Source organism: Leptotrichia sp. oral taxon 498 (genome assembly GCF_002240055.1).
Classification (GTDB): Bacteria; Fusobacteriota; Fusobacteriia; order Fusobacteriales; family Leptotrichiaceae; genus Leptotrichia; species Leptotrichia rugosa.
This window is the reverse complement of the sequence record NZ_CP016753.1, coordinates 1,603,506-1,629,193: the sequence shown is the minus strand read 5'-3', so window position 1 is coordinate 1,629,193 and position 25,688 is coordinate 1,603,506. Positions and strand designations below refer to the sequence as shown.

15 protein-coding genes and 2 pseudogenes are annotated in these 25,688 nt (G+C 32.2%); 5 read left to right on the top strand and 12 right to left on the bottom strand.

The features are described 5' to 3' along the window. Nucleotides 1-19: 19 nt before the first annotated feature. Both BCB68_RS08145 and BCB68_RS08140 read right to left on the bottom strand, forming a co-directional pair. The gene (locus BCB68_RS08145) at nt 20-6,325 is read right to left on the bottom strand and encodes an autotransporter-associated N-terminal domain-containing protein (protein ID WP_094080322.1); all 6,306 of its coding nucleotides are present in this window, start codon (nt 6,323-6,325) and stop codon (nt 20-22) included. Between the two features lie 250 nt (nt 6,326-6,575). After that, the gene (locus BCB68_RS08140; RefSeq protein ID WP_094080321.1) at nt 6,576-7,715 is read right to left on the bottom strand and encodes a S1C family serine protease; all 1,140 of its coding nucleotides are present in this window, start codon (nt 7,713-7,715) and stop codon (nt 6,576-6,578) included. Nucleotides 7,716-8,009: 294 nt separating this feature from the next. On the opposite strand from BCB68_RS08140, the gene BCB68_RS08135 reads away from it, so the two are divergent. Beyond that, on the top strand, nt 8,010-8,957 hold the full coding sequence (locus BCB68_RS08135) for an ROK family protein (RefSeq protein ID WP_094080320.1): 948 nt from the start codon (nt 8,010-8,012) through the stop codon (nt 8,955-8,957). A 52-nt stretch (nt 8,958-9,009) separates the two neighbouring features. On the opposite strand, the gene BCB68_RS08130 is transcribed toward BCB68_RS08135, so the two are convergent. From BCB68_RS08130 to pnp, 5 genes and pseudogenes are all read right to left on the bottom strand, one after another. Next, nucleotides 9,010-9,294, bottom strand: a complete 285-nt coding sequence (locus BCB68_RS08130; protein ID WP_094080319.1) for a PepSY domain-containing protein — start codon at nt 9,292-9,294, stop codon at nt 9,010-9,012. Nucleotides 9,295-9,324: 30 nt separating this feature from the next. Further along, a complete protein-coding gene (locus BCB68_RS08125) occupies nt 9,325-10,032 on the bottom strand; it encodes a UTRA domain-containing protein (protein WP_172826470.1) in 708 nt (235 codons plus the stop codon). Nucleotides 10,033-10,150: 118 nt separating this feature from the next. Continuing rightward, the gene (locus BCB68_RS08120) at nt 10,151-10,411 is read right to left on the bottom strand and encodes a YggT family protein (protein ID WP_094080317.1); all 261 of its coding nucleotides are present in this window, start codon (nt 10,409-10,411) and stop codon (nt 10,151-10,153) included. Between the two features lie 14 nt (nt 10,412-10,425). Next, a complete protein-coding gene (gene pgsA / locus BCB68_RS08115) occupies nt 10,426-10,971 on the bottom strand; it encodes a CDP-diacylglycerol--glycerol-3-phosphate 3-phosphatidyltransferase (protein WP_172826469.1) in 546 nt (181 codons plus the stop codon). A gap of 33 nt (nt 10,972-11,004) precedes the next feature. Further along, nucleotides 11,005-13,124 (bottom strand): annotated as a pseudogene (gene pnp, locus BCB68_RS08110) (polyribonucleotide nucleotidyltransferase). Nucleotides 13,125-13,405: 281 nt separating this feature from the next. Here pnp and BCB68_RS08105 point away from each other — a divergent pair. Next, nucleotides 13,406-14,335: a helix-turn-helix domain-containing GNAT family N-acetyltransferase gene (locus BCB68_RS08105; RefSeq protein ID WP_094080315.1), complete on the top strand. Its 930-nt coding sequence runs from the start codon at nt 13,406-13,408 to the stop codon at nt 14,333-14,335. Between the two features lie 15 nt (nt 14,336-14,350). After that, on the top strand, nt 14,351-17,362 hold the full coding sequence (gene polA / locus BCB68_RS08100) for a DNA polymerase I (protein WP_094080314.1): 3,012 nt from the start codon (nt 14,351-14,353) through the stop codon (nt 17,360-17,362). A gap of 78 nt (nt 17,363-17,440) precedes the next feature. Here the strand turns inward: polA and BCB68_RS08095 are convergent, their stop codons facing one another. Next, nucleotides 17,441-18,295, bottom strand: a complete 855-nt coding sequence (locus tag BCB68_RS08095) for a histidinol-phosphatase HisJ family protein (protein WP_094080313.1) — start codon at nt 18,293-18,295, stop codon at nt 17,441-17,443. Between the two features lie 176 nt (nt 18,296-18,471). On the opposite strand from BCB68_RS08095, the gene BCB68_RS08090 reads away from it, so the two are divergent. Both BCB68_RS08090 and prfB read left to right on the top strand, forming a co-directional pair. Beyond that, nucleotides 18,472-19,506 carry a 2-hydroxyacid dehydrogenase gene (locus tag BCB68_RS08090; RefSeq protein WP_094080312.1) on the top strand — a complete coding sequence of 345 codons (1,035 nt, stop codon included), beginning with the start codon at nt 18,472-18,474 and terminating at the stop codon, nt 19,504-19,506. Between the two features lie 173 nt (nt 19,507-19,679). Next, a pseudogene (gene prfB / locus BCB68_RS08085) lies at nt 19,680-20,777 on the top strand (peptide chain release factor 2). Between the two features lie 10 nt (nt 20,778-20,787). On the opposite strand, the gene BCB68_RS08080 reads toward prfB, so the two are convergent. The 4 genes from BCB68_RS08080 to BCB68_RS08065 all read right to left on the bottom strand — a co-directional run bounded on the left by BCB68_RS08080 (nt 20,788) and on the right by BCB68_RS08065 (nt 25,661). Then, nucleotides 20,788-21,606, bottom strand: a complete 819-nt coding sequence (locus tag BCB68_RS08080; protein ID WP_094080311.1) for a Cof-type HAD-IIB family hydrolase — start codon at nt 21,604-21,606, stop codon at nt 20,788-20,790. Between the two features lie 266 nt (nt 21,607-21,872). After that, complete coding sequence (locus tag BCB68_RS08075; RefSeq protein ID WP_094080310.1) at nt 21,873-22,514, bottom strand: V-type ATP synthase subunit D; 642 nt, start codon at nt 22,512-22,514, stop codon at nt 21,873-21,875. A gap of 2 nt (nt 22,515-22,516) precedes the next feature. Further along, on the bottom strand, nt 22,517-23,896 hold the full coding sequence (locus BCB68_RS08070) for a V-type ATP synthase subunit B (RefSeq protein ID WP_094080309.1): 1,380 nt from the start codon (nt 23,894-23,896) through the stop codon (nt 22,517-22,519). Then, entirely contained in the window at nt 23,889-25,661 is a 1,773-nt protein-coding gene (locus BCB68_RS08065) for a V-type ATP synthase subunit A (protein ID WP_094080308.1), read from the bottom strand. The genes BCB68_RS08070 and BCB68_RS08065 overlap by 8 nt, the downstream gene beginning before the upstream one ends. Nucleotides 25,662-25,688 lie beyond the last annotated feature (27 nt).

The window sequence follows — 25,688 nt, the reverse complement described above, 5'->3', positions numbered from 1 at the left end:
TGTATTTTCAAAAATTTAACTAATAAATCAATCTAAATCCAAGTCCACCTCTAATATTTTCTCCCTTAGTGTCATATCCAGCATTTACTGTTACTCCGAATCTTGTGTTGTCAATTCCGACATTAAGGTCAAATTTACCGTTTCCTCGTCTATTTTCCTTTTCTCCTCTAACTCCAAACCAGTCGGCCTCTGTGTATCTTACTCTTGCCTTGTTCTTACCGTTTGCAACTCTTCCCAATTCATTTTCATACGCTGCTGCAAGTCCTACTGACAAGTTTGTTTTTAATGCCATTGGCTGTACATACTTAAATTCCAATCCAACTTCCGGTTTTACTGAGAAATAGTCGTTTCCGTCAACTTCTAGTCTGATTTCCCCTGAATCTTCTTTAATATCAGTAAATCTTCCATATTCCATCTTCAACGCTCCATATGGTCTTAGGTGTGCTCTTTCACTTAAACGGACATCATATCCCAAATCTGTCTTGAATGCCGCACCATATGATGTGTAGTCAGCTTTTGCATTAAAGATGTCATCAACTACCAGGAATCTACGTTTCATTTCATTTCTTCCTGCAAATACATCTCCTGCTATTGTCCATCTAAGTGAACCATTGTGGTCAAAAGATGGAGACATTGTTTTAAAGACTCCCGCTTTTATCATAGTTTGATTTTCTCTTGATTTTCCTATATCTTTGAATTTAAATCTGTTGTTTACTGCTCCTGCATACCATCCAGAAGAATTTCCCAATCTTACAGTTTCATCTTCATGAACGTAAGCCACACCGTAGGCGTTACTTGTATAATCAATTATTCCTGCTGTATCAGTCTTGTATTCATCTCTTTGACCAAATACTTTAATTTTGTTGCTTTGTTTAGATGAATTTTTCCAGTTATCATGCAAATAAGTAAATTCCTTGTCCAAAGCATTTCCTGTGGAATTTATTCTCTGTTGAACATTTCCATATTGGTGTCCCATCATTTCGTCGAATGCTTGGTACAGTAATACTTCCTCGTTGTTTCCAATTCCATTCAATTTGCTGAATACCTGTCTTTCCCTAGTTCCTAAAGCTTCAACTCCGTATCTTTGCTCAAGCCCGTCTGCAAAGTTGTATGTATCTGTGCTGTCTACTGGCGTAGCCTGTCTTCCTGCCCATTCTGTATACGGTATTTTTGCCATATATAGGCTTGTTATTGAACCGTCATTCGGATCTAGTGTTGGAGTAGCTATCCAACTTATTGAACCTGAGTACACATTCCACTTAATGTTTGGATTGCTTAGCATTGCTGTTTTATACGGATTTATTATATTAGGATCGTTTACTAATATATATTTGCTGTTTGTTGACTCAGCCGCTTCATTACCAATAATTAAGTCTGCTTCACTTGTCAAGTTTTGCAATCCGTCTATTGATCTTGTGTAGTCAACTCCTGATGTATTTACATACAGTCCAATACTTGAAGCTGATACTGTTATCGGGTTTCTACCTTTTGTATTTACTACCACTGGTGTTTGTGGCACTCCATTTACTGTGATTGTAGCTGTTTGCGCTCCTGCTGGTGCGTCGATTGCTACTCCGCCTACTCCTTTTCCTGTTTCAGGCACTGTAAATTGGTATATTATGTTTCCGTCCACATCATTGTTATTTGTTTTAGAAGCACCATTTACTGTGATTGTTCCGTAGTTTGCTACTATTCCACCTTTCAAGTAAACTCCCACACCATTTTTAGCATTTATGTTAATTGTTGCGCCTTTGTTATTTATCAATTTAGAATCTTTTCCAAGATATACCCCTACTGCATTTGTGTAAGTTCCTGAACCAGTCGTAATTGATTTGTTATTAATTGCTGTCGCTCCATTGTCAACGTAGATACCTGTCGTGTTGCTTGCATTCAATACAATGTTTCCATCATTTGTCGCCGTACTTCCTGCTCCACTTGCATACATACCTATGCTGTGTTTTCCATTTACATTAATTGTTCCTTTATTTACAATGTTTCCTGTATCAGTTGTAGAATATCCTGCACCCATACCTATTGAGTAAAGGCTGCTTGCAACATCTGACTCTCCTACCGTAATTGTCGCATTATTTGTCGCAGTTCCACCTTTTATACTGTAAACTGCCACACTTCCTTTTCCGCTTGACAAATTAATATCTGCATTATTTGTTACTGTTCCTGCTGAATAGATTCCATAGTTCTGTTCTCCAGTAGAAGTTATTTTTGTAGAGTTTGTCACAGTTCCTGCCGTATCATTTGAATACATGTACACATTGTTGTCCCCAAGCCCTACATTTGAAATGCTTGAAGTTATTGTATTTCCTGTCCCGACGTTTACAAATCCAAACGAGTTGTTTCCAATGTTGAATGCTGTTCCGCTGTTTGTAACAGTTTGTCCGCTTCCCACTGTGTAAACTCCAACTGCCTCATCTGTTCCAGTTGTAATTGTTCCTCCTGTTAAATTAACATTTCCGCTTTGAGAGTAAATTCCAATTGCAGCATTTCCTATCTTCAAGTCACCTGAATTTTCTACATTGTGTCCATATACTCCAATTGTATTGTTTCCAGATTCTATTTTTCCTGTATTTTGCAATGGTACACTATTATGATCTGTGTAAAGCCCGACATTAGGACTTGTAATTGATGCCGAATCTCCCAATGTGATTGTTCCGCTGTTTTTAGCTGTATATCCTGGTGTTCCTGTTGCATAAACTGCTGTATTTCTGTCACCTGTCATTGTGATTTTTCCTGTATTTTCAAGCACTGTTCCTGAACCAAGTCCCGCATCTGGCTTGTAGGAAATCGCAACCGAATCATTTCCAGACGTTTCTATAGTTCCTGTATTTTTTATTGTCTGTGATGTGGAACCTTCTGAATACAGTCCTGTAGAATTAGAACCTATTGTGATCTTACCTGCATTTTCAATTAATGAATCATCAATACCATAAATAGCAGTTGATTTGTCACCTATTGTCATAACTCCTGTTGCTTTATTATACAATTCTCCAAACTTGGCATACATTCCTGTAGAACCTGCACCACTTAAGTTAATTGTCCCTTCATTTGATAATGTAACCTTATTTCTTGCATACAGACCCTTATTATTTTCCTGAGCCATTGCAACCTGATTAGCCTTTGTTCCTGTGATAGTCTTAGTATTTGCATTTGTTATTGATGAATTTGAAATTTCAAGCTGGTTATATGCGTCAGTTGCATCATCTAAATTTACATCCTGGTTGATTGCAAGTTTGCTTAAATACAGCATGAATGTCTTATAGTCAGTTCCATTTATATGTGCACCTGTAGCAGTTGAAACTGTATTTCCAGTCGTATCAGACAGGTCCATCTTAACATTTTGTGCAATGAACAGTCTTGAACCGCTGTTCATATTTAATGTTAAATGCCCTAAAGTTGAATTTGTTCCATCTCCAAAGTTATTCTTTGCCCAGTTTTCAATTTGAGATTTCCCAAAATCTCCACCATTTCCTACATAAAGAAAAGCGTTACCTCTAGTGTTAGGAGTTGTTCCACCTTCAACAGTTGCTGTCATAGTTCCATTTATTAAAACTTTTCCTTGGTTTGCATTATCTGACCCTGTATAGAACAGCAATGACTTTTGCCCTGTAGTTGCAGTTCCTGTTCCTTTTAATGTTATAGTTGAATTTTTATCAGCATCATAGTTTACAGCACCATCGTATGCTTTTACATCATGATCCCCAACTTCCAATGTTGCACTTTCTCCAGAATATAATCCGATTGATTCCGCTCCTTTAACATTGGCAATTACATTAACATTATTAGATCCACTGCTTACAAGGCTTGACCCCTTCCCTACAACAATACCATAAGATCCTTTTTTAACCTTAGTTGTAGCATTTTCATAAACTCCAGCAGATGTTGCAGCACCACCATTTACTGTTACAGTTCCTGAACCAGCAGCAGTTACAGCAGCTGTATTAGAGCCATTGTCTCCAACTAACAGACCTGTCACTCCATCTCCTTGTGCTTCTGTAGTTCCTTGATAACTTAATGTACCGTTTGTAATCAATACACCAGTTGAATCAGTACCTTTTACTGTAATAGCACTTCCCGAACCAAAAGTTCCAGTAGGATTTCCAGTTCCTTTGGTCATATATGCTCCTACATTACTTGAAACTCCTGTTCCCTCCAATGTAATTCTTCCATTATTTGTAAGAGATCCACCAGATGTTGCCATTCCAATTCCATTAATGATTGTCTTACCACTAGTAGTTCCTATTGTTTTATTGGCATTATTTACAACATCAGCATTTGTCCCAACCATCCCTATTGATGAGTCGCCGTCTAAATTGATTGTTCCATTGTTTATTGCTTTTGGAGGATTTCCCATTGCATCCGTATCTGCTTTAGTTCCTTTATCTACTCTCATAGCTATATTTTGCCTTTTAGCTATACTGCTAACAGTAATTGTTCCATTTGCATCATTCGTTATATCATCAGGAGCATTTACAATCAATACCATACCTGTGTTACCTTTACCACCAGAAACATTGATTGTTCCATTATTCTTGACTTTACCATTCCATGCTCTTATTGATCTTTCATTAGTAAAGTTTTGATTTTCTATAACGGCAATTCCTGATGATAATGAATTTATTGGTTTTCCATCATTATCAACTCCTGCATCTCCACTTACAATAATCGTTCCGTTATTCTCCATTGTGCTACTATTTGATACACGGGAAGACCATTTCATACCATAACTTTTTTTCCCGCCCATCTTTATAGTTCCACCAGTATTATTAGAAACTACAACATTAGCTGCAAAGTTAGTATTAAGATCATATGGAGCATATATTTGAATTCCAATTGAATTTTCTCCCTGAAAATTTATCATACCACCACTATTATTAATCAAATTATATATATCATACTGTTCTTCATCTTCACGAGTTAATATTAATCCTATTTTATATCCCGTGTACCCCTCTGCAGTTCTTGTTACTGTTGTTGCATTATTACCTGTTAATGTTATCTGCCCGCCTTTAGCAAGTTTGCTGTCTAGTTCAGTTGAAGTTGTTTCATTAGCATCTGTTATAGTTCCTGAATTAACCAAACTTCTATTATCTGCGGTAGTATTATGTTTAGAACCACTTCCGAGATTATCTGTTTGTGCTTCGAATCCTACTGTTAATGGACCTTCTAGGTTTATTGTCGTAGCGTTGGTAAGAGTTGATCCTGCTGGAGCATTATCCAATGTTGCTATTCTTGAACCTCCTACTAAAAAAACTTGACGATTATCAGTAGACAATGTATTGTCATTTGCCACTGGATTTATAGAGGAGATTGTCAAACTAGTGCTTAATGTATATGTACCTTGAAGATCGAAATATGATTTTAATAAAACTGATGGATTCATAGATCCTCTACGACTATCACTCCAAGAATATCTTAATGAAGGATGACCATCTGTAAGTATTCCCGAAACTGTTGAGCCAACTATAGATACAGCATAATTTTGATACACTCCATTGTATGCTCCCCCATTAGTGCCCATACCACCACAATTTGTCGATCTCATTGTATTACAATAAGAACCTAACTGTATATTAAAACTCGGTGGTGATGGTAAATTTGGTAATTCTGGCAATCCAATAACTGGTTTTGGCGGAGTAAAGCTAATTGCTTCTGGCAATGTAGGTGTAACTGCCGTCTTATCTGCTATTCTTATTGCTGATTTATTTATGCTTCTTGGACGTATCCCTGCATTTACCTCAAATGGTACAATTGGCTCCTTAACAGGTTTGAAACTTCCTATACCGTATCCAGCGGCTGAACCCAAGGCAAAATTTGGTCTTCTGTTTCTGCTTAACAGTCCGTATTTGTCACTGTCTGGCGAAACTGATCTCTCGTAAATGTCCAAACTTCTCTGATAAACCCCTTCATAAGGATATTTTGCCTTTTTATCTCCACGACCTTTATAAGTTCCTTGCCAGTCGTTATACACATAATTCATTCCATATTGCCAAGAGCTCCAAGGTGATTTAACTACGTGATCTCCCTGTTCCATTAATTGAATTAATTCCAAATTTGTGTTTCTTAGAAGTTTATTATTTTCTTGTCTTGCTCGCTTAAAGTCTCTTTTAAGTTGCATAACCGACGTGTTTATCGCTTGTGTCTGTACTTTTATTTCATCCTGAGCTGAATAAAGATTAAATGAAATACCGCTGATTGCTATCATTCCAGTAAGTAAAAATGTAATAACTGCTGAATCAGTATATTTAAAATCTTTAACTCTTTTTGCAAAAGATTTTAATTGTTTTTTTATTTCCTTTAAGTTACTAGTCATAACTGTACCTCACTTTTTTTTAAATAAAAATCAAAAAAATATTTAAAAATAGTTTTAAGATGAGTAAATAAGTGATAATTTATTAATAATTTTTTTAATTTTTAATTTTAATTTTAATTTGTTTTTTTTCATCACTTGTATTATACCTTTTTTTATATAAAAATCAAGAATTATTTTAGTATTTTCAAACTTTTTTAAATAAATAAAAAAATCCCCTCAATTTTGAGAGAATCTTTTTTTATTTTTCAAATTATCTTCTTCGAGTATTTGTCTGTTGATTAGAATAACTAAATGATTCCAATTTCATCGATATATTTTTTTCTTTTCCACCTGAGAAAACTTTTAAATTTACAGTTTCTCCTACTTTTTTAGCTGCCAATTCTCCAATAAACGCTCCCGCAGAAGTCACTGTTTTTCCATTTATTTCAAGAATGATGTCCCCCACTTTTAGTCCATATTTTGCAGCCGGAGAACCTGAATAAACCTGCTGAACCATGATTCCTGTTGAATATGGAATATTTCTTTGTTTTTTTATTTCCTGCGTCAAATCTAGCACAGAAATTCCAATATAAGGTCTTTCATATCTTCCAGATTTTAGAATTGAATCTCTTACATTTGATGCAAGGTTTGATGGAATCGCAAAACTAAGTCCAACACTTCCACCATTTGTTGAATAAATTGCCGTATTTACTCCAATTACATCTCCATTGATGTTAAGCAGAGGACCTCCACTATTTCCTTGGTTAATTGCAGCATCTGTCTGGATAAAGTTTTCGACTTGCTCAATTCCAAGTGAACTTCTTCCAGATGCACCAATCACTCCAACTGTCATCGAACTGTTTAATCCTAAAGGATTTCCGAACGCAATAGCCCAGTGTCCTATTTTTATATTGTCTGAATTTGCAAATTTAAGCGGTTTAAATGTTCTATTTGCCATAACTTTCAATATGGCGATGTCAACTTCTGGAGAAGTTCCCACAAGTTTTGCCAAATATTCTTGTCCATCTGACATTTTTACATAAATTTCATCCGCACCATTGATAACATGGTTATTTGTCATAATATAACCATCACTTGAAATAATAAATCCTGATCCCAAACTTCCTGTTTCTTTTTTTTCACGTCTTCTTCCTGAAGTTCCAAACAAGAAAGCTTCCAATGGATTATAAGTTTCCACCACGATTGTCGATTTTGTTCTAATATTTACAACCGAATCTTTTGCTTTGTCATAAACAGCTGCAAATGCATCTTGCGCTCTGTACATGTCACTAGATACATTCGTATTTTGAACAACTTGTTTATTTTGCAAAACTGATGTTTCTGCCATAGTTGTTCCACTAGCAAGAGCTGCCGCTAAAAATGATGACGTTAATATATTTTTAAATTTCATTCTTTTAAGTCCTTTCAATAATTTTGAATAATTTTTTATTTTTTATTATACTATTTTTCTCTTAGAAATTCCAATATTTTTATTTTTTTTTACCTTAATTTACTCAGTTTAAAATTCTAATCTAACTATTCATCTTTGGAAAAAAAGTCTATATTTTTCATTTTTAAAAGTATTTTACAATTAAAAAAATAATTGAATAAAAAGTTAATAATTTTTAGACTTGCAAATCAAAAAAAAATGAGGTAAACTATAAGTAAAGTAAATTATTTAATAAAAATTTGAGGAGAAGAAAATATGAAATATTATGTTGGAATTGATTTAGGTGGAACTAACACAAAATTAGGTTTAGTTGATGAAAGTGGAAATATCATTTTTACCACAATTGCAAAAACAGATTCCATTGAAGGTTTCTCAGAAACAATAAAAAGACTTTCAAATATTTTAAAAGCACAAATTGAAACTAGTAATGTCAGTTTTAGTGACGTAAAATCAGTTGGAATCGGTGTTCCCGGACCCGTGTTAAACAATAGGATAGTAAAATTCTGGGCAAATTTTCCATGGAAAAACGGTGTTGACTTGGCACTTGAATTTGAAAAAAATCTTGGAATTCCAGTGAAGGCTGACAACGATGTAAATGTTATAACACTAGGTGAGATGTGGCAAGGTGCTGGACAAGGCTATAAAAATGTTTTAGGGCTAGCTATTGGAACTGGAATCGGTGGCGGAATTATCGTAGATGGCAAACTTATAAGCGGACTAAATGGTGCTGGTGGAGAAGTTGGACATATAAAAATTGAACATAATGGAAAATTATGCGGTTGCGGACAAAAAGGCTGTTGGGAAGCCTATGCTTCAGCTACGGGAATAATCCGTGAGGCTCAAAGCCGTCTTGCAGTGAATAAACAGAATCTGCTGTACAAAATGACAAAGGGAAGAGATTTAGAAGCAAAAGATGTATTTGACGCTGCAAAACAAGGTGATAAATTTTCACTTGGCATCGTCGACTATGAAGCAGAAAAATTAGCACTTGGAATTGGTAATTTATTAAATATTTTGGATCCTGAAATTGTTGTAATTGGTGGTGGAGTTGCACTTAGTGGAGATTTCTTATTCGACAAAGTTAAAGAAAAAATAAAAGAAGTGGCTTTCCCTTCAACTCTTGAAACATTGAAAATCGTTACAGCAAAACTTGGAAATGATGCTGGAATTTTAGGAGCTGCATATTTAGGAATGCAAGGATAATTAAAAAAAACTCAAATTTCTACTCAGAGAAACTTGGGTTTTTTTATTTTTATTAATTTATCTTTATCTCATTTTCTTCCCACTCAATAATCTTTCCATTATAAGGATTAATCTTAAAATTGTAAGTCATATTTCGATATTTTACTTCACCTCTGTAAAAGTCATTTTCCTTGTCAAATTCCAAAATATTTGCAAATGTTGCGCCTGGAATTTTTGAAAGCACTATTTCTTTTACTTTTATCGGTGCAAGTTCCTTTTTATTAAAAATACTTGGTTTTGAAAAATTTAGTGAAGAAATAGATAAAAATATTATAACTAAACTTAAAAATTTTTTCATTTTGTCCTCCTAATTTTAAATTTTTTATAGCTATCTTTTTGCCATAGTTGAAAATACAAATTTATCAGGTTTATAAGAAGTTATGCCATATTGAAACAACGTACCATTTGAAAGATAAACATAATTTTCTATTGAAACAACCATATTATAATCCCCTAAATCCAAATATTTTTTTTCATGGCAAGTTGCATTGCGAAATTTTATCTCCCTTCTAGAATGTGAAATTTTAAGTTGCAATTCATTTTCTAAATAATTGTAAATAGAATTTTGCACAATTTCCCTATTTAAAAATCTCACAATTCTCCTATCAAAATATGCAACTTCGTACTCCAAGGATTCCCCATCTAAAACTCTGTTTCTCACAACCTTGTAAAAATCAATTTTTTCATCCACTCCAAAAATTTCCATAATTTCTTCTTCACCTTGTACTACATAAAGACTTATAACATTTGTTTTTATGTCAATTTTTTCAATTTTATTTAATTCTTGCGAAGTCTGCAAATTCGACAGACTATTTTTAAATCGCCCATACTCCAAAACACGAGAATTTTTTCCTTTTATTTTTTGAATGTAACCGTCAAATTCAAGCATTGAAAGTGCCTTTCTTATTGTATCTTTGGAATATGAATAACTTTTTGCAAGTTCCATTTCGCTTTTCAGAAATTCTCCCGACTTAAAAGTTCCATCTATAATTTTTCCTTTTATATCCAAATAAACTTTTTTATATTTTCTTTGCAAAATTTCCCTCCTTAAAAAGTTTTTACACAAAGAAATGGCAACTAAAAAAATTACCATTTCAAAATTTTATTTTTACGTCACTTTCAAAAATGTAATATTTTTATAAAAAAACTATTTTTTAAAAAGCCATACCAAAAAGGCTTCTGATAAATTCTAAAACCATCAATCCTATAATAGCTGAAAAATCAAAACCTCTTCCTCCAATGAATATATTAACCTTAAATATTTTAAGATATGGATCAGAAATTTTTTTAATAATTCTAAAAAAAGCCATATTATTAAAAGGATCAATCCAAGAGCCTAAAACATTAAGAACGATGATGGTTTCATATATATCTAACAACACGCTAATTATATCAGCAATTAGAAAAAAATTCAATTTTTAAATTCTCCTTATTTATTTAAAATTTTTTTACATTTCAAAAGATATTCTGCTCCTGACACAACTGTTAAAATAACAGGAATTAAAAGCAATATATTATTTATTTTAAAACTTAATGGAAATAAAATTATAATTACCAAAACGACCATTTGAACAAATGTCTTCCATTTTCCTAAATTTCCCGCTGCAATTACAACACCTTCCGCCGCTACAATCGAACGAAGCCCTGTTATTAATAATTCTCTAAAAATGATTATAAGTACAAACCAAAGACTTATTTCGTCAAACTTTGTAAGTGTTACCAAAGCTGAAATTACAAGAATTTTATCGGCAAGCGGATCCAAAAGTTTTCCCAAATTTGTGACTAAATTATATTTTCTGGCAATTTTCCCATCGTAGTAATCTGTAATAGAAGCCGCTGCAAAAATAATTGTCGCCAAAATTCTCATAGTTATTTCAAATACTGAATTTTCAGCTTTTAATGCCAATGTCAAAACCATGACAAAGGGAATAACTAAAATAATTCTTAATGTTGCTAATTTATTAGGTAAATTCATAAACATCACTCCTTAACTTTAATTTAAATTTTATTAATTATTTAACGCTTTGATACTCAAATTAAATTTATCTTCATTTTCAATTGAAATTACTTTTACTCTTACAATATCACCTTCTTTTAGCGCATCTTCAGTTTTTGCAATTCTTTTATCGCTAATTTCAGAAATATGAAGAAGTCCTTCTTTTCCTGGTAAAACTTCTACAAAAGCACCAAATTTCATAATTTTTGTAACTTTTCCCTCATAAATTGAATTCAATTCAACTGACTGAGTTTGAAGTTTGACAAGTTCCAAAGCTCTTGCCATTTTTTCAGTATCATTTCCAAAAATTGATACTTTTCCATCATCTTCAATATCAATAGAAACTCCAGTTTCATCAATAATTGCCCTTATATTTTTTCCTCCAGGCCCGATAAGTCCTGCAATTTTATCAGGATTAATTTTAAATATTTCTATTTTTGGAGCATTTTTAGCAACTTCTGGTCTTGGTTCGGAAATCACCTGCTCCATCTTATCAATAATGAACATTCTTCCATCCAAAGCCTGTTTTAGCGCAATTTCCATTATTTCTCTAGTAATTCCTTCGATTTTTATATCCATTTGAATTGCTGTAATTCCATTTTTAGTTCCAGCGACTTTAAAGTCCATGTCTCCCAAGTGATCTTCCAAACCTTGAATATCAGTTAATACAGTAAATGTTTCCCCTTCTTTTATAAGTCCCATCGCAATTCCTGCAACTGTTGATTTTATTGGAACTCCAGCTGCCATCAGTGCAAGTGAACCGCCGCAAATAGTTGCTTGCGAAGATGAACCGTTAGATTCTGTAATTTCTGAAACTAATCTTACTGTATAAGGGAATGTTTCTTCATCTGGTATCACATATTTTAGTGCTCTTTCAGCCAAGTTTCCGTGTCCCAATTCACGCCGACCAGGTGCTCTCATAAATCCTGCTTCTCCAACTGAATACGGTGGGAAATTGTAATGCAAGAAGAATTTTTTTCTGCTCTCATCTTCCATTCCATCTATAATTTGCTCGTCTTCCTTACTTCCAAGCGTTGCAACGACAAGCGCCTGTGTTTCTCCTCTTGTAAACAAAGCTGAACCGTGTGGAACAGGAAGTGTATCGATTTCCACATCAAGCGGCCTGATCTGTGTCGTAGTTCTTCCATCCGCTCTATATTTTTATATAAAATAGCGTTTCTTACCAATTTTTTCTCAACATCTCTGTAATATCCTTTAAAAGTCTTTTCCAAATCTTTTAAAAAGTCTTTATCTTTCAGATTTTCATTTCCATCATTTTCCAATTTTTCTAAATATCTTTCAAATAATTCAGTTTCCAAATTGTCAATTGCTTCATATTTTTCCAGTTTTCCAGGAGTCATAATCGCATTTTCCACTTCATTTTCAAATGAGTCAATAAATTCTTTTATTTCAGATGGAACTTCTTTTTTCTCAAATTCGTATTTTTTCACATCAAATTGAGACAAAAATTTTTCTTGCTCAAGACAAATTTCTTTAATCTTTTCGTGCCCAAATATTATCGCTTCTAACATCACTTCTTCACTAACTTCTTTTGCTCCTGCTTCTACCATTGTAACGGCTTCTTTAGTTCCAGCAACAGAAAGTTGAATTTCACTCTGTAAAAGTTCTTCTGCCGTCGGATTTAAAATATATTCGCCATCAATGTACCCAACTGTAACTCCAGCAACTGTCCCTGCAAATGGTATATCCGATAATCCAAGCGCCGCTGACACTCCAATAGTCGCCAAATTTTCTGGAAAATTAATTTCATCATAAGAAATAACTGTAATTACAATATGCACTGCATTTAAAAATCCTTCTGGAAACAGTGGCCTAATCGGTCTGTCAATAAGTCTTGAAATCAAGATTTCATCAGTCCCTGGCTTAGTTTCTCTTTTTATAAATCCACCAGGAAATTTCCCGGAAGCGTAAAATTTTTCGATATAATCCACAGTAAGCGGGAAAAAATCTTGTCCTTCTTTCACATCTTTACTTCGAGTAGCTGTGACTAGAAGCATCGTTCCGCCACAACTAACAACTACAGAACCTCCCGCTTGTCTAGCTATTTTTCCTGTACTTATTTTTATTTTCTGTCTTCCTAAATCAAATTCACATATTTTTTCGTCAAACATTTTTCCTCCTAATTTTTTTATTTTTTTAAGAAGAGAAGCAAATAATAGTAAAAACTTTTACAAAAACAAAAATCTTTACAATTACTTACTCCCCAAACTTCTTAAAATCAATATAATTATACCATTTTTCAATTTTTTTTACAATTTTTTTAAAAATATTTCTTATAAGTCACTTCTAAATTAAAAATTTGCATATTATGTAAAATAATTGTATAATCTCTGTGTTAAAACATTAAAAATTATAACTAAAGGTATAATTTTTTGGGTGGTGAAATTTTTAGATGGAATACGAAAAAAAGAAAATTGAAACTATGAGAAATTTTAATTTTTATTACATCAATATTATAAAAAATTTCTATAAAGATATTGTAAATTATAATTTTTCTTTAAATGAATATCGAATATTAAATGAAATTAATAATTTAAGAGATTGTACTTCCAAAAAAATTTGCAGGAATTTATATTTGGAAAGCAATTTTGTAAACAGAACTTTGAGAAAATTTCAAAAATTTAACTTGGTTAAAAAGAAATTGTCGCTTTTAGATAAAAGGCTTTATTATTTCGATTTGACTAAAGAAGGAAAAAATAAATTAAAAAATTTTAACAGAATGTCTGACAAAAAAACTAAAGAAATATTTTCTAATTTGGATATTTATGATCGTGAAAGACTTGTAAAAGATATGTCTTCAATAAAAATGATTTTGGATGTGAACGAAAAAATTGACTTGGAAAATATTTTTATTAGAGATACTTTGATGTATGGTGATATAAGTTATCTAATTTATATTTATAGCTTAATTTACATCCAAAAGTATAATTTTCCGCTGTCGTTTGAAGCAAATATTGTTAATTCTTTTTCAAATTTTTTTAAAACTTATGATGAAAAAAGTGACAAAATCTGGATTGTCGAATATAATAACGAAATCATAGGATTTTCTTGCATTATGGTAAACGATTATAAAGAAGCCGAGCTTAGATGGTTTATTTTGCACCCAAATTACCGTGCAAAAGAATTAGAAAAATTACTTCTCACTAAGATTCTGGAATTTTGCTACAAAAAAGGATTTGAGAAAATTTTTACTTATGTTTCAGACGATTTGGAAAATGAGATAAAATTTTATGAAAAAATTGGATTTAAAAAGACAGAAGATTTTAAAAATAATCCGCTTAGAAAAAATATTAAAATGATTAAACTAGAAATGGAAATTTAGAAATGAGGTTTTAACTTGAAAAAAGCAGTAATATTAGATACGAGTGCAATTATTTACAGAAGCCACTTTGCACTGATGGGAATGAGAAACTCTAAAGGTCTTCCAACAGGAGCTACATTTGGATTTATCAATACATTAGAAAATGTCATAAAAGAATTTAGCCCCGACTATCTGGTTGCTTGTCTTGATGTGAAAAGAGAGGAGCTTGAAAGAAGTGATGAGCTTGAGACATACAAAGCAAATAGAGAAAGTATGCCAGAAGAAATTGTCGCACAACTGGATATTATAATGGAAGTTTTGGACGGCTACAACATTCCAAAATATAAAAAAAGAGGACAGGAGGCTGACGATGTAATTGCGACGTTTGCAACACATTTTTCAAAAGATGAGGAACCGATAGAAACTTTTATCGTAACAGGAGATAAAGATCTAGCTCAGCTTGTAAATGGGAAAATAAACATTGCTCTACTCGGCAAAGGTAATGGTAAGGACTCGAATTTTAAATATATAAGAAATGATAACGATGTCGTCGACTATTTGGGAGTTACTCCTGATAAAATTCCTGATTTATTTGGACTTATGGGAGACAAGTCCGACGGTATTCCAGGCGTTACAGGAATTGGGCCTAAAAACGGTGTAAAACTTATAACAGCTTACCAAAATTTGGAAAATCTTTATAAAAATATTGAAGATTTAAAAGGAAAACAGAAAGAAAATCTTATAAACGATAAAGAAAAAGCCTTTTTAAGTAGAGATCTTGCGACTGTAAAAAAAGAACTTGAAATAGAATATGACAAAAACAAACTAAAATTTGAGACTAAAAATTTTGAAAAACTTTTGGAAATTTACAAAAAAATGGAATTTAAAAAATTTAGTGCAAATCTAGAAGAAGAAAGAAAAAAAGTTTTAAACCAAAATTTAAAAAATTCTGATAAAATCAGTGAAGAAGAAAAAGAAATTCAGCTTAAATTACAAAAAGAACTTGAAGAAATGAAAGAAAAGAAAAAAAGAATTTTGGAAGAAGAAGCTAAATATGACAGAGAAAATCCTATTTACAATGGAATTTCAAGTTTTTATTCAAATAAAAATAATTCAGAAAAATTTGATATTTTGAATATTTTGGATATAAAAAAAGAAATTTCGCAAAAAAATATAGACTATAAAATTGTGAATTGGAATGAAGCCCACGAAATAATAAAAAAAATGGAAAACAAAGTTTCTATTTTTGAAAATATATTTGGACTTTCAATTTCTGACGGAAGCGAAAATATTGTTCTTTTAAACAGCGATTTAGAAAAAGTTTTAAACGGCGAAAAAACTGTTCAAATTAATTTGTTTGAAAAAATGGAGAATAACGATTCTGAAAATGTTTTTAAAATTTATGAAGAACTGAATAAAAAAGAAATTATCGCTTACAATATAAAAGAATATATGAAAAAGCACTCAAATTATTTTGATGTCATTATTTCTGGAAAAAGTTATTCTTTTTCGCCTTTAAGGAATAAAGATACTGAAATTGACTACACAATTAGATGTGAAAATTATTTTGATATTATGATTGCTTCGTATGTCCTTCAAACTGAAGGAGAAAATGAAATTGAAAATATCATAAAAAATGAGATAGAAGTTGAAATTATGCCATTTGAAACTGAATTTCAAAAAGAGAGAAGAAAAAGAAATTTTAGTGAACTGAGCGATGAAATAAAAGCTAATTTTTTAGTAATTCGTGGATTTTACATCTATCATCTTGAAAAGATATTAAAAATTGAACTTAAAAACAACGGATTATTTGATGTGTACGAACATTTGGAAAGTAAGCTAATTCCCGTACTTGCACAAATGGAAGAAAATGGAATTAAAATTGATAAAAAATATTTTAAAGATTTTGAAAATGAACTAAATGAAAAAATTGATAAATTGATTTCAAATATTCACAAGATCGCAAATGAAGAATTTAACATAGATTCTTCGCAACAGCTAGGAGAAATCTTATTTGAAAAAATGCAAATTCCAGTCGTGAAAAAGACAAAGACGAGATATTCAACCGATGTTGAAGTTTTGGAGAAAATTGCAAATAATGAAGAACTAAGCGATGAAAAACGGGAAATTGCAAAAAATTTGCTGGAATACAGAGCATTTAAAAAGCTACTTTCAACTTACATTGAGCCTATTCCGCAGTATGCCGACAAAGACGACCGCATTCACACGACTTTTAATCAAAATGGAACTGCAACTGGAAGACTTTCTTCGGCTAATCCAAATTTGCAAAACATTCCTGTGAGAACCGATGATGGAATTAGAATCAGAACTGGATTTGTTGCAAAAAGTGGACATAGCTTGATTTCATTTGACTATTCGCAAATTGAGTTAAGAGTCCTTGCTGAACTTTCAAAAGATAAAAATTTAATTTTCGCTTACAAAGAAGACAAAGATTTACATGATTTAACTGCAAGAAAAATATTTTTAAAAAATGACGGCGAGAAAGTTTCAAGAGAAGAGAGAAGTATTGCAAAAGTTATTAATTTTAGTATTCTTTATGGAAAAACTAACTTTGGATTGTCCAAAGAGCTAAATATTTCAGTTGGAGATGCCGCACAATATATAAAAACTTATTTTGAAGAATATCCAAGAGTTCAGAAATTTTTGGATATTGTGACTGAAACTGCTAAACTTCATAGTTTTGTAGAAACTTTTTTCGGAACGAGAAGATATATAAAGGGAATTGACTCACAAAATAAAAATATTTTGGCACAGGCAATTAGAATGGCTGTAAATACTGTCGTTCAAGGGACTGCGGCAAATGTTATAAAAATTGTCATGATAAAACTTCACGAAGAATTGAAAAACGATGAAAATATAAAAATGCTGCTGCAAGTTCACGATGAATTAATTTTTGAAGTAAAAGATGGATTTGAAGAAACTTATATGACAAAAATTAAAGATATTATGGAAAACACAGTAAAATTTGAAAAAGTGCCGTTAAAAGCAAATGGGAATATTGCTAAAAATTGGGGACTTTTGAAATAAAAAATAAATTTTGTTTAATAACAAGGGGAAATATCCCCTTGCTAAATATTTAAATTGAAATACTAAAAAATTTTATTTTTATATCTTTTCCAAAGTTCTTTTTCTCCTATCAAATGTTACAATTTCATCTATTCCAAATTTTTTTACATATTCTGCCGCTTCCTTTATATTCATTCCAACATGTTCGCTGTAATGAGCGTCACTTGACAAAATCACTGGAATATCATATTCTTTCACATATTTCATAAAATCTTCATATGGTGTAATTTCTTTTATTGGATAACGATAAGAAGTCCCCGTATTCACATCCACAATCATATTATTTTTTTTCAAAACTTTTGCTGTATTTTCAAGTAAATCTTCAACTTCATTTGGATTTGGAATATTTTTAAATAATCTCAAATTAAAAGGATGTCCTAAAACATCGTAATATCCAGTATTTACCACATTTTCAATCTCTTTTGCATAATCACGCCAAATTTGAGTTAGATTTTCATCTGTAAATTTATGTTTTAACGCGCTAAAATCAAATCCCCAGCCTTTTATAAAATGAATTGAGACTATTAAATAATCAAATTCATATTTTGACAAAATTTCTTGAGCTTTTTTTTGATTTTTGAAATTACAAACTTCAATCCCCCATTTTACAGGATAACCTCGTTTTTTTAACGAATCTATGTAATCTTTGTATTCATCGAGCGTGTGAACAAACTTCGTCTTCTGCTCAAGCCATTTTTTCTGAAAATTTCCAACTTCACTGTCATCTAGAATCAACTCTTCATAATACAAGTCCTTAAACTCTTTAAACCCGTGTGTATGCTCCGTTATTCCAATTTCATTAAGTCCCATTTTTTTAGCCTGTTCAAAAAAAGGATTTGCGAATTCATCCTTGTAACTTCCATATTCAAAGTGCATATGATAATCGTTTAGCATAAAAAATCCTCGCTTTCTATATTTTTTTATAATTTTAATTATATCACTAAAATTTTTTTATTTCAAACTTTATATTTATAAAAATTTTTTTATTTTATTAAAGCCTAAAAATTATTTGACTTAATCGATTTTTTCTACTATAATAATATTATAATAATATTTAGGAGGAATTTAAGATGAAAATTGTAGTTTTCGATGCAAAACCATATGACATTGAGTTTTTTAACAAATGGAACAAAGAATTTGGTGCGCAAATTACATATTTTGAAGAAAAATTAAGTTTAAAAAATGTAATGCTTACAAAATACCAAGATGTTGTTTGTACATTTGTAAATGATGATTTAAACGAAAAAGTATTAAACATACTTTCAAAAAATGGAGTAAGAGTGGTTGCAGCAAGATGTGCTGGTTACAACAACATTAATTTAAAAGCAGCTCGTGAAAATAGAATTACTGTTTTAAGAGTACCAGCTTACTCTCCATATGCTGTTGCTGAACATGCACTAGCTCTACTTATGTCAGTAAATAGAAAAACTCACAAAGCTTATAACAGAACAAGAGAAGGAAACTTCAGCCTAGCAGGATTAACTGGAATGGATTTAAACGGAAAAACTGCTGGAATTATTGGAACTGGTAGAATAGCAAGAATTTTCATAAGAATTTTGAATGGATTAGGAATGAAAGTTATTGGTTATGATAAATTCCCTAATGAACAAGCTGCAAAAGAAGGAAATTTCACTTATGTGACATTAGATGAAATATTTGCAAAATCTGATGTAATTTCATTACATTGCCCATTATTCCCTGAAACAAGACACACAATTAACAAAGAAACTATTGCTAAGATGAAAGACGGTGTTATCATAATTAATGCTGCCAGAGGTGGATTAATTGACACAGAAGCACTAGTCGAAGGATTAAAAGATAAAAAAGTCGGTGGAGCAGGACTTGATGTTTACGAAAATGAAAGTAGCTATTTCTTTGAAGATGAATCAGCAAGTGTGTTAGAAGATGATTTATTAGCTAGATTGTTGTCATTTAACAATGTTGTACTAACTTCTCACCAAGCATTCTTGACAAAAGAAGCACTAGATAACATTGCTGAAGCAACATTTAACAATATTTTATCTTACGTTAAAGAAGAACCATTAGTAAACGAAGTTTGGTACAACGAAGAAACTGGTAAAGTTGTTGAAGGTTTGAGAAAATAATTATTATTCAATTTTTTAAGAAATTAATGAGAGGCTGTTTTTTTGGAAGAGCAGCTTCTTTTAATATTTATATTTTCCCAATAAGAAGTCTTGAGCTCTTGTCAGTAAATAAAACATGATTTATGTTTTTTTAACAATTTTATTAATAAAAAAGAAAAAAGAGAGGTAAAAATATGGATTTGTTTGAAATAAAAAAACAACAGGAACAAAATAATATTGATATTGAAGAAATTAGGAGGCATCTTTGACCCAGAAAATTTAAAAAACGAAATTGATAACTTGGAAAAAAAGACTTTTGAAAATGATTTTTGGAATAGAAAAGATAGTAAAGAAATATTAAAAAATTTAAATAATAAAAAAAATTATTGGAAGAATACGATATTCTAAAAAATGCTTACGAAGAAATTGATACAATTGTAGAATTTCTTGAGATGGGCGACAACTCTTTTGAAACCGAGTTAGAACCTAAAATATTGGATTTAGACAAAGAAATAAAAAATTTTAAGACAAAATTACTTTTAAACGAAGAATATGATATGAACAGTGCAATTCTTACGATAAATGCTGGTGCTGGTGGAACTGAAGCATGTGATTGGGCACAAATGCTCTACAGAATGTACGACAGATGGGCGAACCATCATAAATTTAAAGTTGAAATTTTAGACTCACTTGCTGGAGAAGAAGCTGGAATTAAAAGTATCACGCTAAATATTAAAGGAAATTACGCATATGGTTATTTAAAAGGAGAAAAAGGAGTTCACAGACTTGTTAGAATCTCGCCATTTGATTCAAATGCTCGAAGACACACTTCATTTGCCGCTGTAAATGTCATTCCAGAAATTGACGACGAGGTGGAAATTGATATTCGCAGTGAAGATTTGAAAATTGATACTTATCGTGCAAGTGGTGCTGGAGGACAGCATGTAAATACAACTGATTCAGCTGTTAGAATCACACATCTTCCCACAAATACAGTCGTAACTTGCCAAAATGAGCGTTCTCAACTAAAAAATAAAGAGACGGCGATGAAAATATTAAAAGCGAAACTATTTGAACTGGAAATGGAAAAACGGGAAAAAGAAATTTCCGATATAAAAGGCGCAGAATCAAAAATTGAATGGGGAAGCCAAATTCGTTCGTATGTATTTCAGCCTTATAAAATGGTTAAAGACCACCGAACAAAAGCTGAGGAAGGAAATATTGAAAAAGTTATGGACGGGGATATTGACTTATTTATAAATGAATTTTTGAACTTTAATAAATCTAAATAAAGTTGGGGGATTATTCCCCCAAAAATTTTTCTATAGCTTTCGCCACTCCATTATTTTCATTTGTGTCAGTTATATAATTTGCCGCATCTTTAGCCATTTTAGTTCCATTTCCCATAGCAACTCCAACTCCAGCAAATTTTAGCATTTCAATGTCATTATTTCCATCTCCAATTGCCATAACTTCTTCTCTTGGAATATTTAACTTTTCTGCTAATTTTTTTAATGCCACACCTTTATTTGCACCTTTTGGCAATGTTTCATAAATATATTTTTGGCTTAATACGCCACTGTATCTGCTATTTATCAATTCTCCCTTGTCTTTTACAAATCTTGTGATTTCATTTTCATTACCTAAAAACATTGATTTAAAAAATGTATGCTTTCCACTTGTCGCTTCTTCAATTGAAATTGGCTGAACTTCAACATACACTAATTTTCCATCTTCTTTTGTATATTCATTTGCTCTCTCGCCAATTACAAAGTAATCTTTATCATTTGAAACCGTAAAATCCAAATCATAACCTTTTCTCAACTCATTCAAATATACGACATCTTCTTTTGTAATTTCTTCAAAAGCAAGTAATTCCCAATCTGTAGTTTTATGAACTGAACATCCATTGTTTAAAAGCACATATTCATCCAAATTATATTTTTCCAGCTCCAATTCCTTATAAGGTGGCAATATCCCAAAAAGTGGTCTTCCTGTACAAAGAACGACCTTCACTCCAGCTTCTATCGCTTTGTGAATTGCTTTTTTTTGCGGTTCTTCAATGTGTTTTTTTTCACTTAATAAAGTTCCATCCATATCTATCGCTATTAACTTTACCATTTTATTTTTTCTTTCCTTTCTTTTTTTCTTTTCTTTTTATTCTATTCTATTATTTTTTATATTTTATATTTTTTCATTTCTTCTTTTTTAGTCAATTAATTTATTAATTTAAATAATTTCTTAAATTAAAGAAATCAAAATTAATTATTTTAAAAAATTTTTTTGTAAAATTACAAAATAAGTCCGATAATATTTATTTTTTATATTTAAAAATTACGCTAAAATATTATTTTTATAATTTTAATATTTTAGCGCATTTAATAAAATTATGCTTCTTTATCTTTTGCCATCATATCTTTGACTTTCATAAGTCTTGTTATGCTTCCTCTTTCATTCTCATCCAGTTTCATTTGGATAAATCTGATAGTTTCTTTTAATTGCGGAATTGTCATATATTCTAGCGCATTAACACGCCGTCTTGTCTTTTCAACTTCATCCGCCATCAATTGACACGCTTTTTCCACTTCTGCTAACTCCAGTAAATTTCTCATAACTTTACTTAAACCTTCAATTGCATCATCTAAATCCGCCGAAGTCTGTGCATATCCATAAGGGTAGGCAATTTCTTCAGATTCAGTTTGATTAAAAGTCATTTTAGGTACATTTACACTCATCACATTTTTAGTCTTAATATCTACACCTAATTCCTGCTGTGAAAAAGTAATCGCATCTTCCAGCATCTCATCTGACATAACTCCACGAGCTAATAAAAAGTCCCTGAACGAATCCTGTAATTTACCTTCAACTTTTAACCTCAATTTTCTATTTTCTTTCACTAAGCCTATGAATTGCCGCATAAGTTCATCTTGCTTATCTTTTAAAAGTTTGTGTCCACTTGTTGCAGTTTTTAGACGGACTTTTAGTTTTGATAACTCCATTCTAGTGGGATTTACATTTAATTTTGCCATAATTATTCATCACCTTTTGGTAAATATTTTTCCAAATATTCGTCTCTAATTCTCTTAAGCTCTGTTCTTGGTAATATTTTTAACAAATCCCATCCTAAATTTAGTGTATCTTCAATTGATCTATTATTTTCAAATCCTTGTGCCACGTATTGCGACTCAAACGCATTTGTAAATTTAACAAACGCTTTATCCGTTTCAGATAGCGCCGATTCTCCCAAAATTACCGCAAGTTCTTTAGCTTCTTTTCCAGTCGCATAAGCTGCGAATAATTGATTCATCGTATCAGCGTGATCTTCTCTAGTTTTCCCCTTTCCAATCCCTTTATCTTTCAATCTCGAAAGTGACGGTAAAACATCAATTGGAGGCATCAAATTTTGCTTATACAAATCTCTTGATAAAATAATCTGTCCTTCTGTAATATATCCAGTTAAATCTGGAATTGGGTGAGTCTTATCATCTTCAGGCATTGTCAAAATAGGAATTTGTGTAATTGAACCTTTTCTTCCTTTAATTCTTCCAGCTCTTTCATAAATTGTCGATAAATCGGTATAAAGGTATCCTGGATAACCACGACGACCTGGAACTTCTTTTCTTGCAGCCGAAACTTCCCTTAACGCTTCACAATAGTTAGTTAAGTCAGTAAGTATTACCAACACATGCATTCCCTTTTCAAATGCCAAATATTCAGCACAAGTAAGAGCCATTTTAGGAGTTGCAAGTCTTTCAATCGCAGGATCGTTTGCCAAGTTCATAAATAACACCGCTCTATCAATCGCACCCGTTTTTGTAAAGTCATCAATAAAGAACTGCGCTTCTTCAAATGTAATCCCAATTGCACCAAATACAACCGCAAATTTTTCATCTTTTCCTAAAACTTTCGCCTGTCTTGCAATTTGCAGCGCCAAATCAGCGTGTGGCAGACCTGAACCAGAGAATATCGGCAATTTTTGCCCTCTTACAAGCGTATTTAACCCGTCAATTGCTGAAACTCCAGTTTGAATGAACTCTGATGGATAATCACGAGCAACTGGATTTATCGCAACTCCGTTAATATCTAGTGTCTGTTCTGGTATAATTTTAGGACCGTTGTCTTTTGGTCTTCCAAGCCCATCAAATACACGTCCTATCATATCTTCAGAAACTCCAAGGGATAATGGTCTTCCCAAAAATCTAACTTTTGAGTCTTTTAAGTTAATTCCGGCTGAATTTTCAAATAATTGCACAACCGCTTTATCTCCACTAACTTCCAAGACCCTACCACGACGAAGTTCTCCAGTTTGAGTTTGAATTTCTACCAATTCTTCATAAGTAATTCCTTCAACTCCCTCAACTACCATAAGCGGTCCCACTATTTCTTTTATAGTTTTGTATTCTTTAAGCATTTAATGCACCTCCTTTGTTAATTAAATTATCAATTTGTTCAGTCAACTCTTTTGAAATTTCGTCAATTTTATTTAATTCAGATTCTGGCAAATATTTTGCTCTGGCAATTCTTTCTCTTACTGCTAACTCTGAAATTTCGTTTAGATACGCTCCGTTATCCAAACCTCTTATTCCTTCATCATAAAATTTTAAAACTAATGCTAACATTTTATCTTGTTTTTCAAGAGAAGTATAAGTGTCAGATTCCATAAATGCATTTTGCTGCAAATAATCTTCTCTTATTGATTTTGCAACTTCCAGTTTCAATTGATCTTTCTCTGACAAAGTATCTTTTCCTACAAGTCTTACAATTTCTTGCAAACTAGATTCTTCTTGAAGTAACGACATAGCTTTTGATCTATTTTTAGAAAATTCAGGTCCTACATTTTTGTCCATCCATCCATCGACTTTTGTTTGATACAAAGTATAAGAATTTAACCAGTTAATCGCTGGGAAATGTCTTCTGTAAGCTAGGTTTGCGTCAAGCCCCCAGAACACTTTAACGATTCTCAAAGTTGCCTGTGATACTGGTTCAGAAATATCTCCACCTGGAGGCGATACCGCACCAATTACAGTTAGCGCACCTTCTCTTCCATCTTTTCCTAAACAAACGACATGTCCAGCTCTTTCATAAAATTCAGCAGCCCTCGAACCAAGATATGCTGGGTAACCTTCATCTCCCGGCATTTCTTCAAGACGCCCTGACATTTCTCTTAGCGCTTCTGCCCATCTCGATGTAGAATCCGCCATTATTGCAACTGAATATCCCATATCCCTAAAGTACTCAGCAATCGTAATTCCAGTATAAATACTAGCTTCCCTTGCTGCAACTGGCATATTTGAAGTATTTGCTATAAGTACTGTTCTTTTCATAAGTGATTCCCCTGTTTTAGGGTCGACAATTTCTGGAAATTCCATAAGAACATCTGTCATTTCGTTTCCACGTTCCCCACAACCTACATAGACAATAATTTCAGCATCCGCCCATTTTGCCATCTGGTGCTGCACAACTGTTTTCCCTGAACCAAATGGTCCTGGTACACAAGCAGTTCCACCTTTTGTTACAGGAAAAAATGTATCAATTACTCTTTGTCCTGTTATCAATGGAGCTTCTGGATTTAATTTTTTTGCGTATTTTCTACCTCTTCTAACTGGCCATTTTTGCATCATTTGAACTTCTACATCACCTTTTTCAGTTTCAATTACTGCAACTGTTTCAGTTACTGTGAAATTTCCTGCTTTTATTGATTTTAGCGTCCCTTTTATTCCAAATGGCACCATTATTTTATGACTTACAACCGATGTCTCTTGAACAGCTCCTAAAATATCTCCTTCTTGCACTTTTTCTCCAACTTTTAGCACCGGCTCAAATTCCCATTTTTTCGTTCTGTTTAATGGAGCAACTTCCACTCCTTTAGTCAAAAAATCTCCAGCAATATTTTGATATTCTTTTAACGGTCTTTGAATCCCATCAAACATCGCTTCCAGTAATCCTGGTCCCAACTCCACGCTCAAAGGTTCTCCTGTTGTATAAACAGGCTCTCCTGGACCTATTCCTACTGTTTCTTCATATACTTGAATAGAGGCCTTGTCCCCTCTCATTTCGATAATTTCACCTATAAGTTTACTATCAGAAACTCTTACCACATCATAAACATTGGCGTTTTCCATACCTTCTGCAACCACAAGAGGTCCTGATACTCTAATAATTTTTCCTGTTTTCAACTAATCTACCTTCTTTCTTTAAATTTT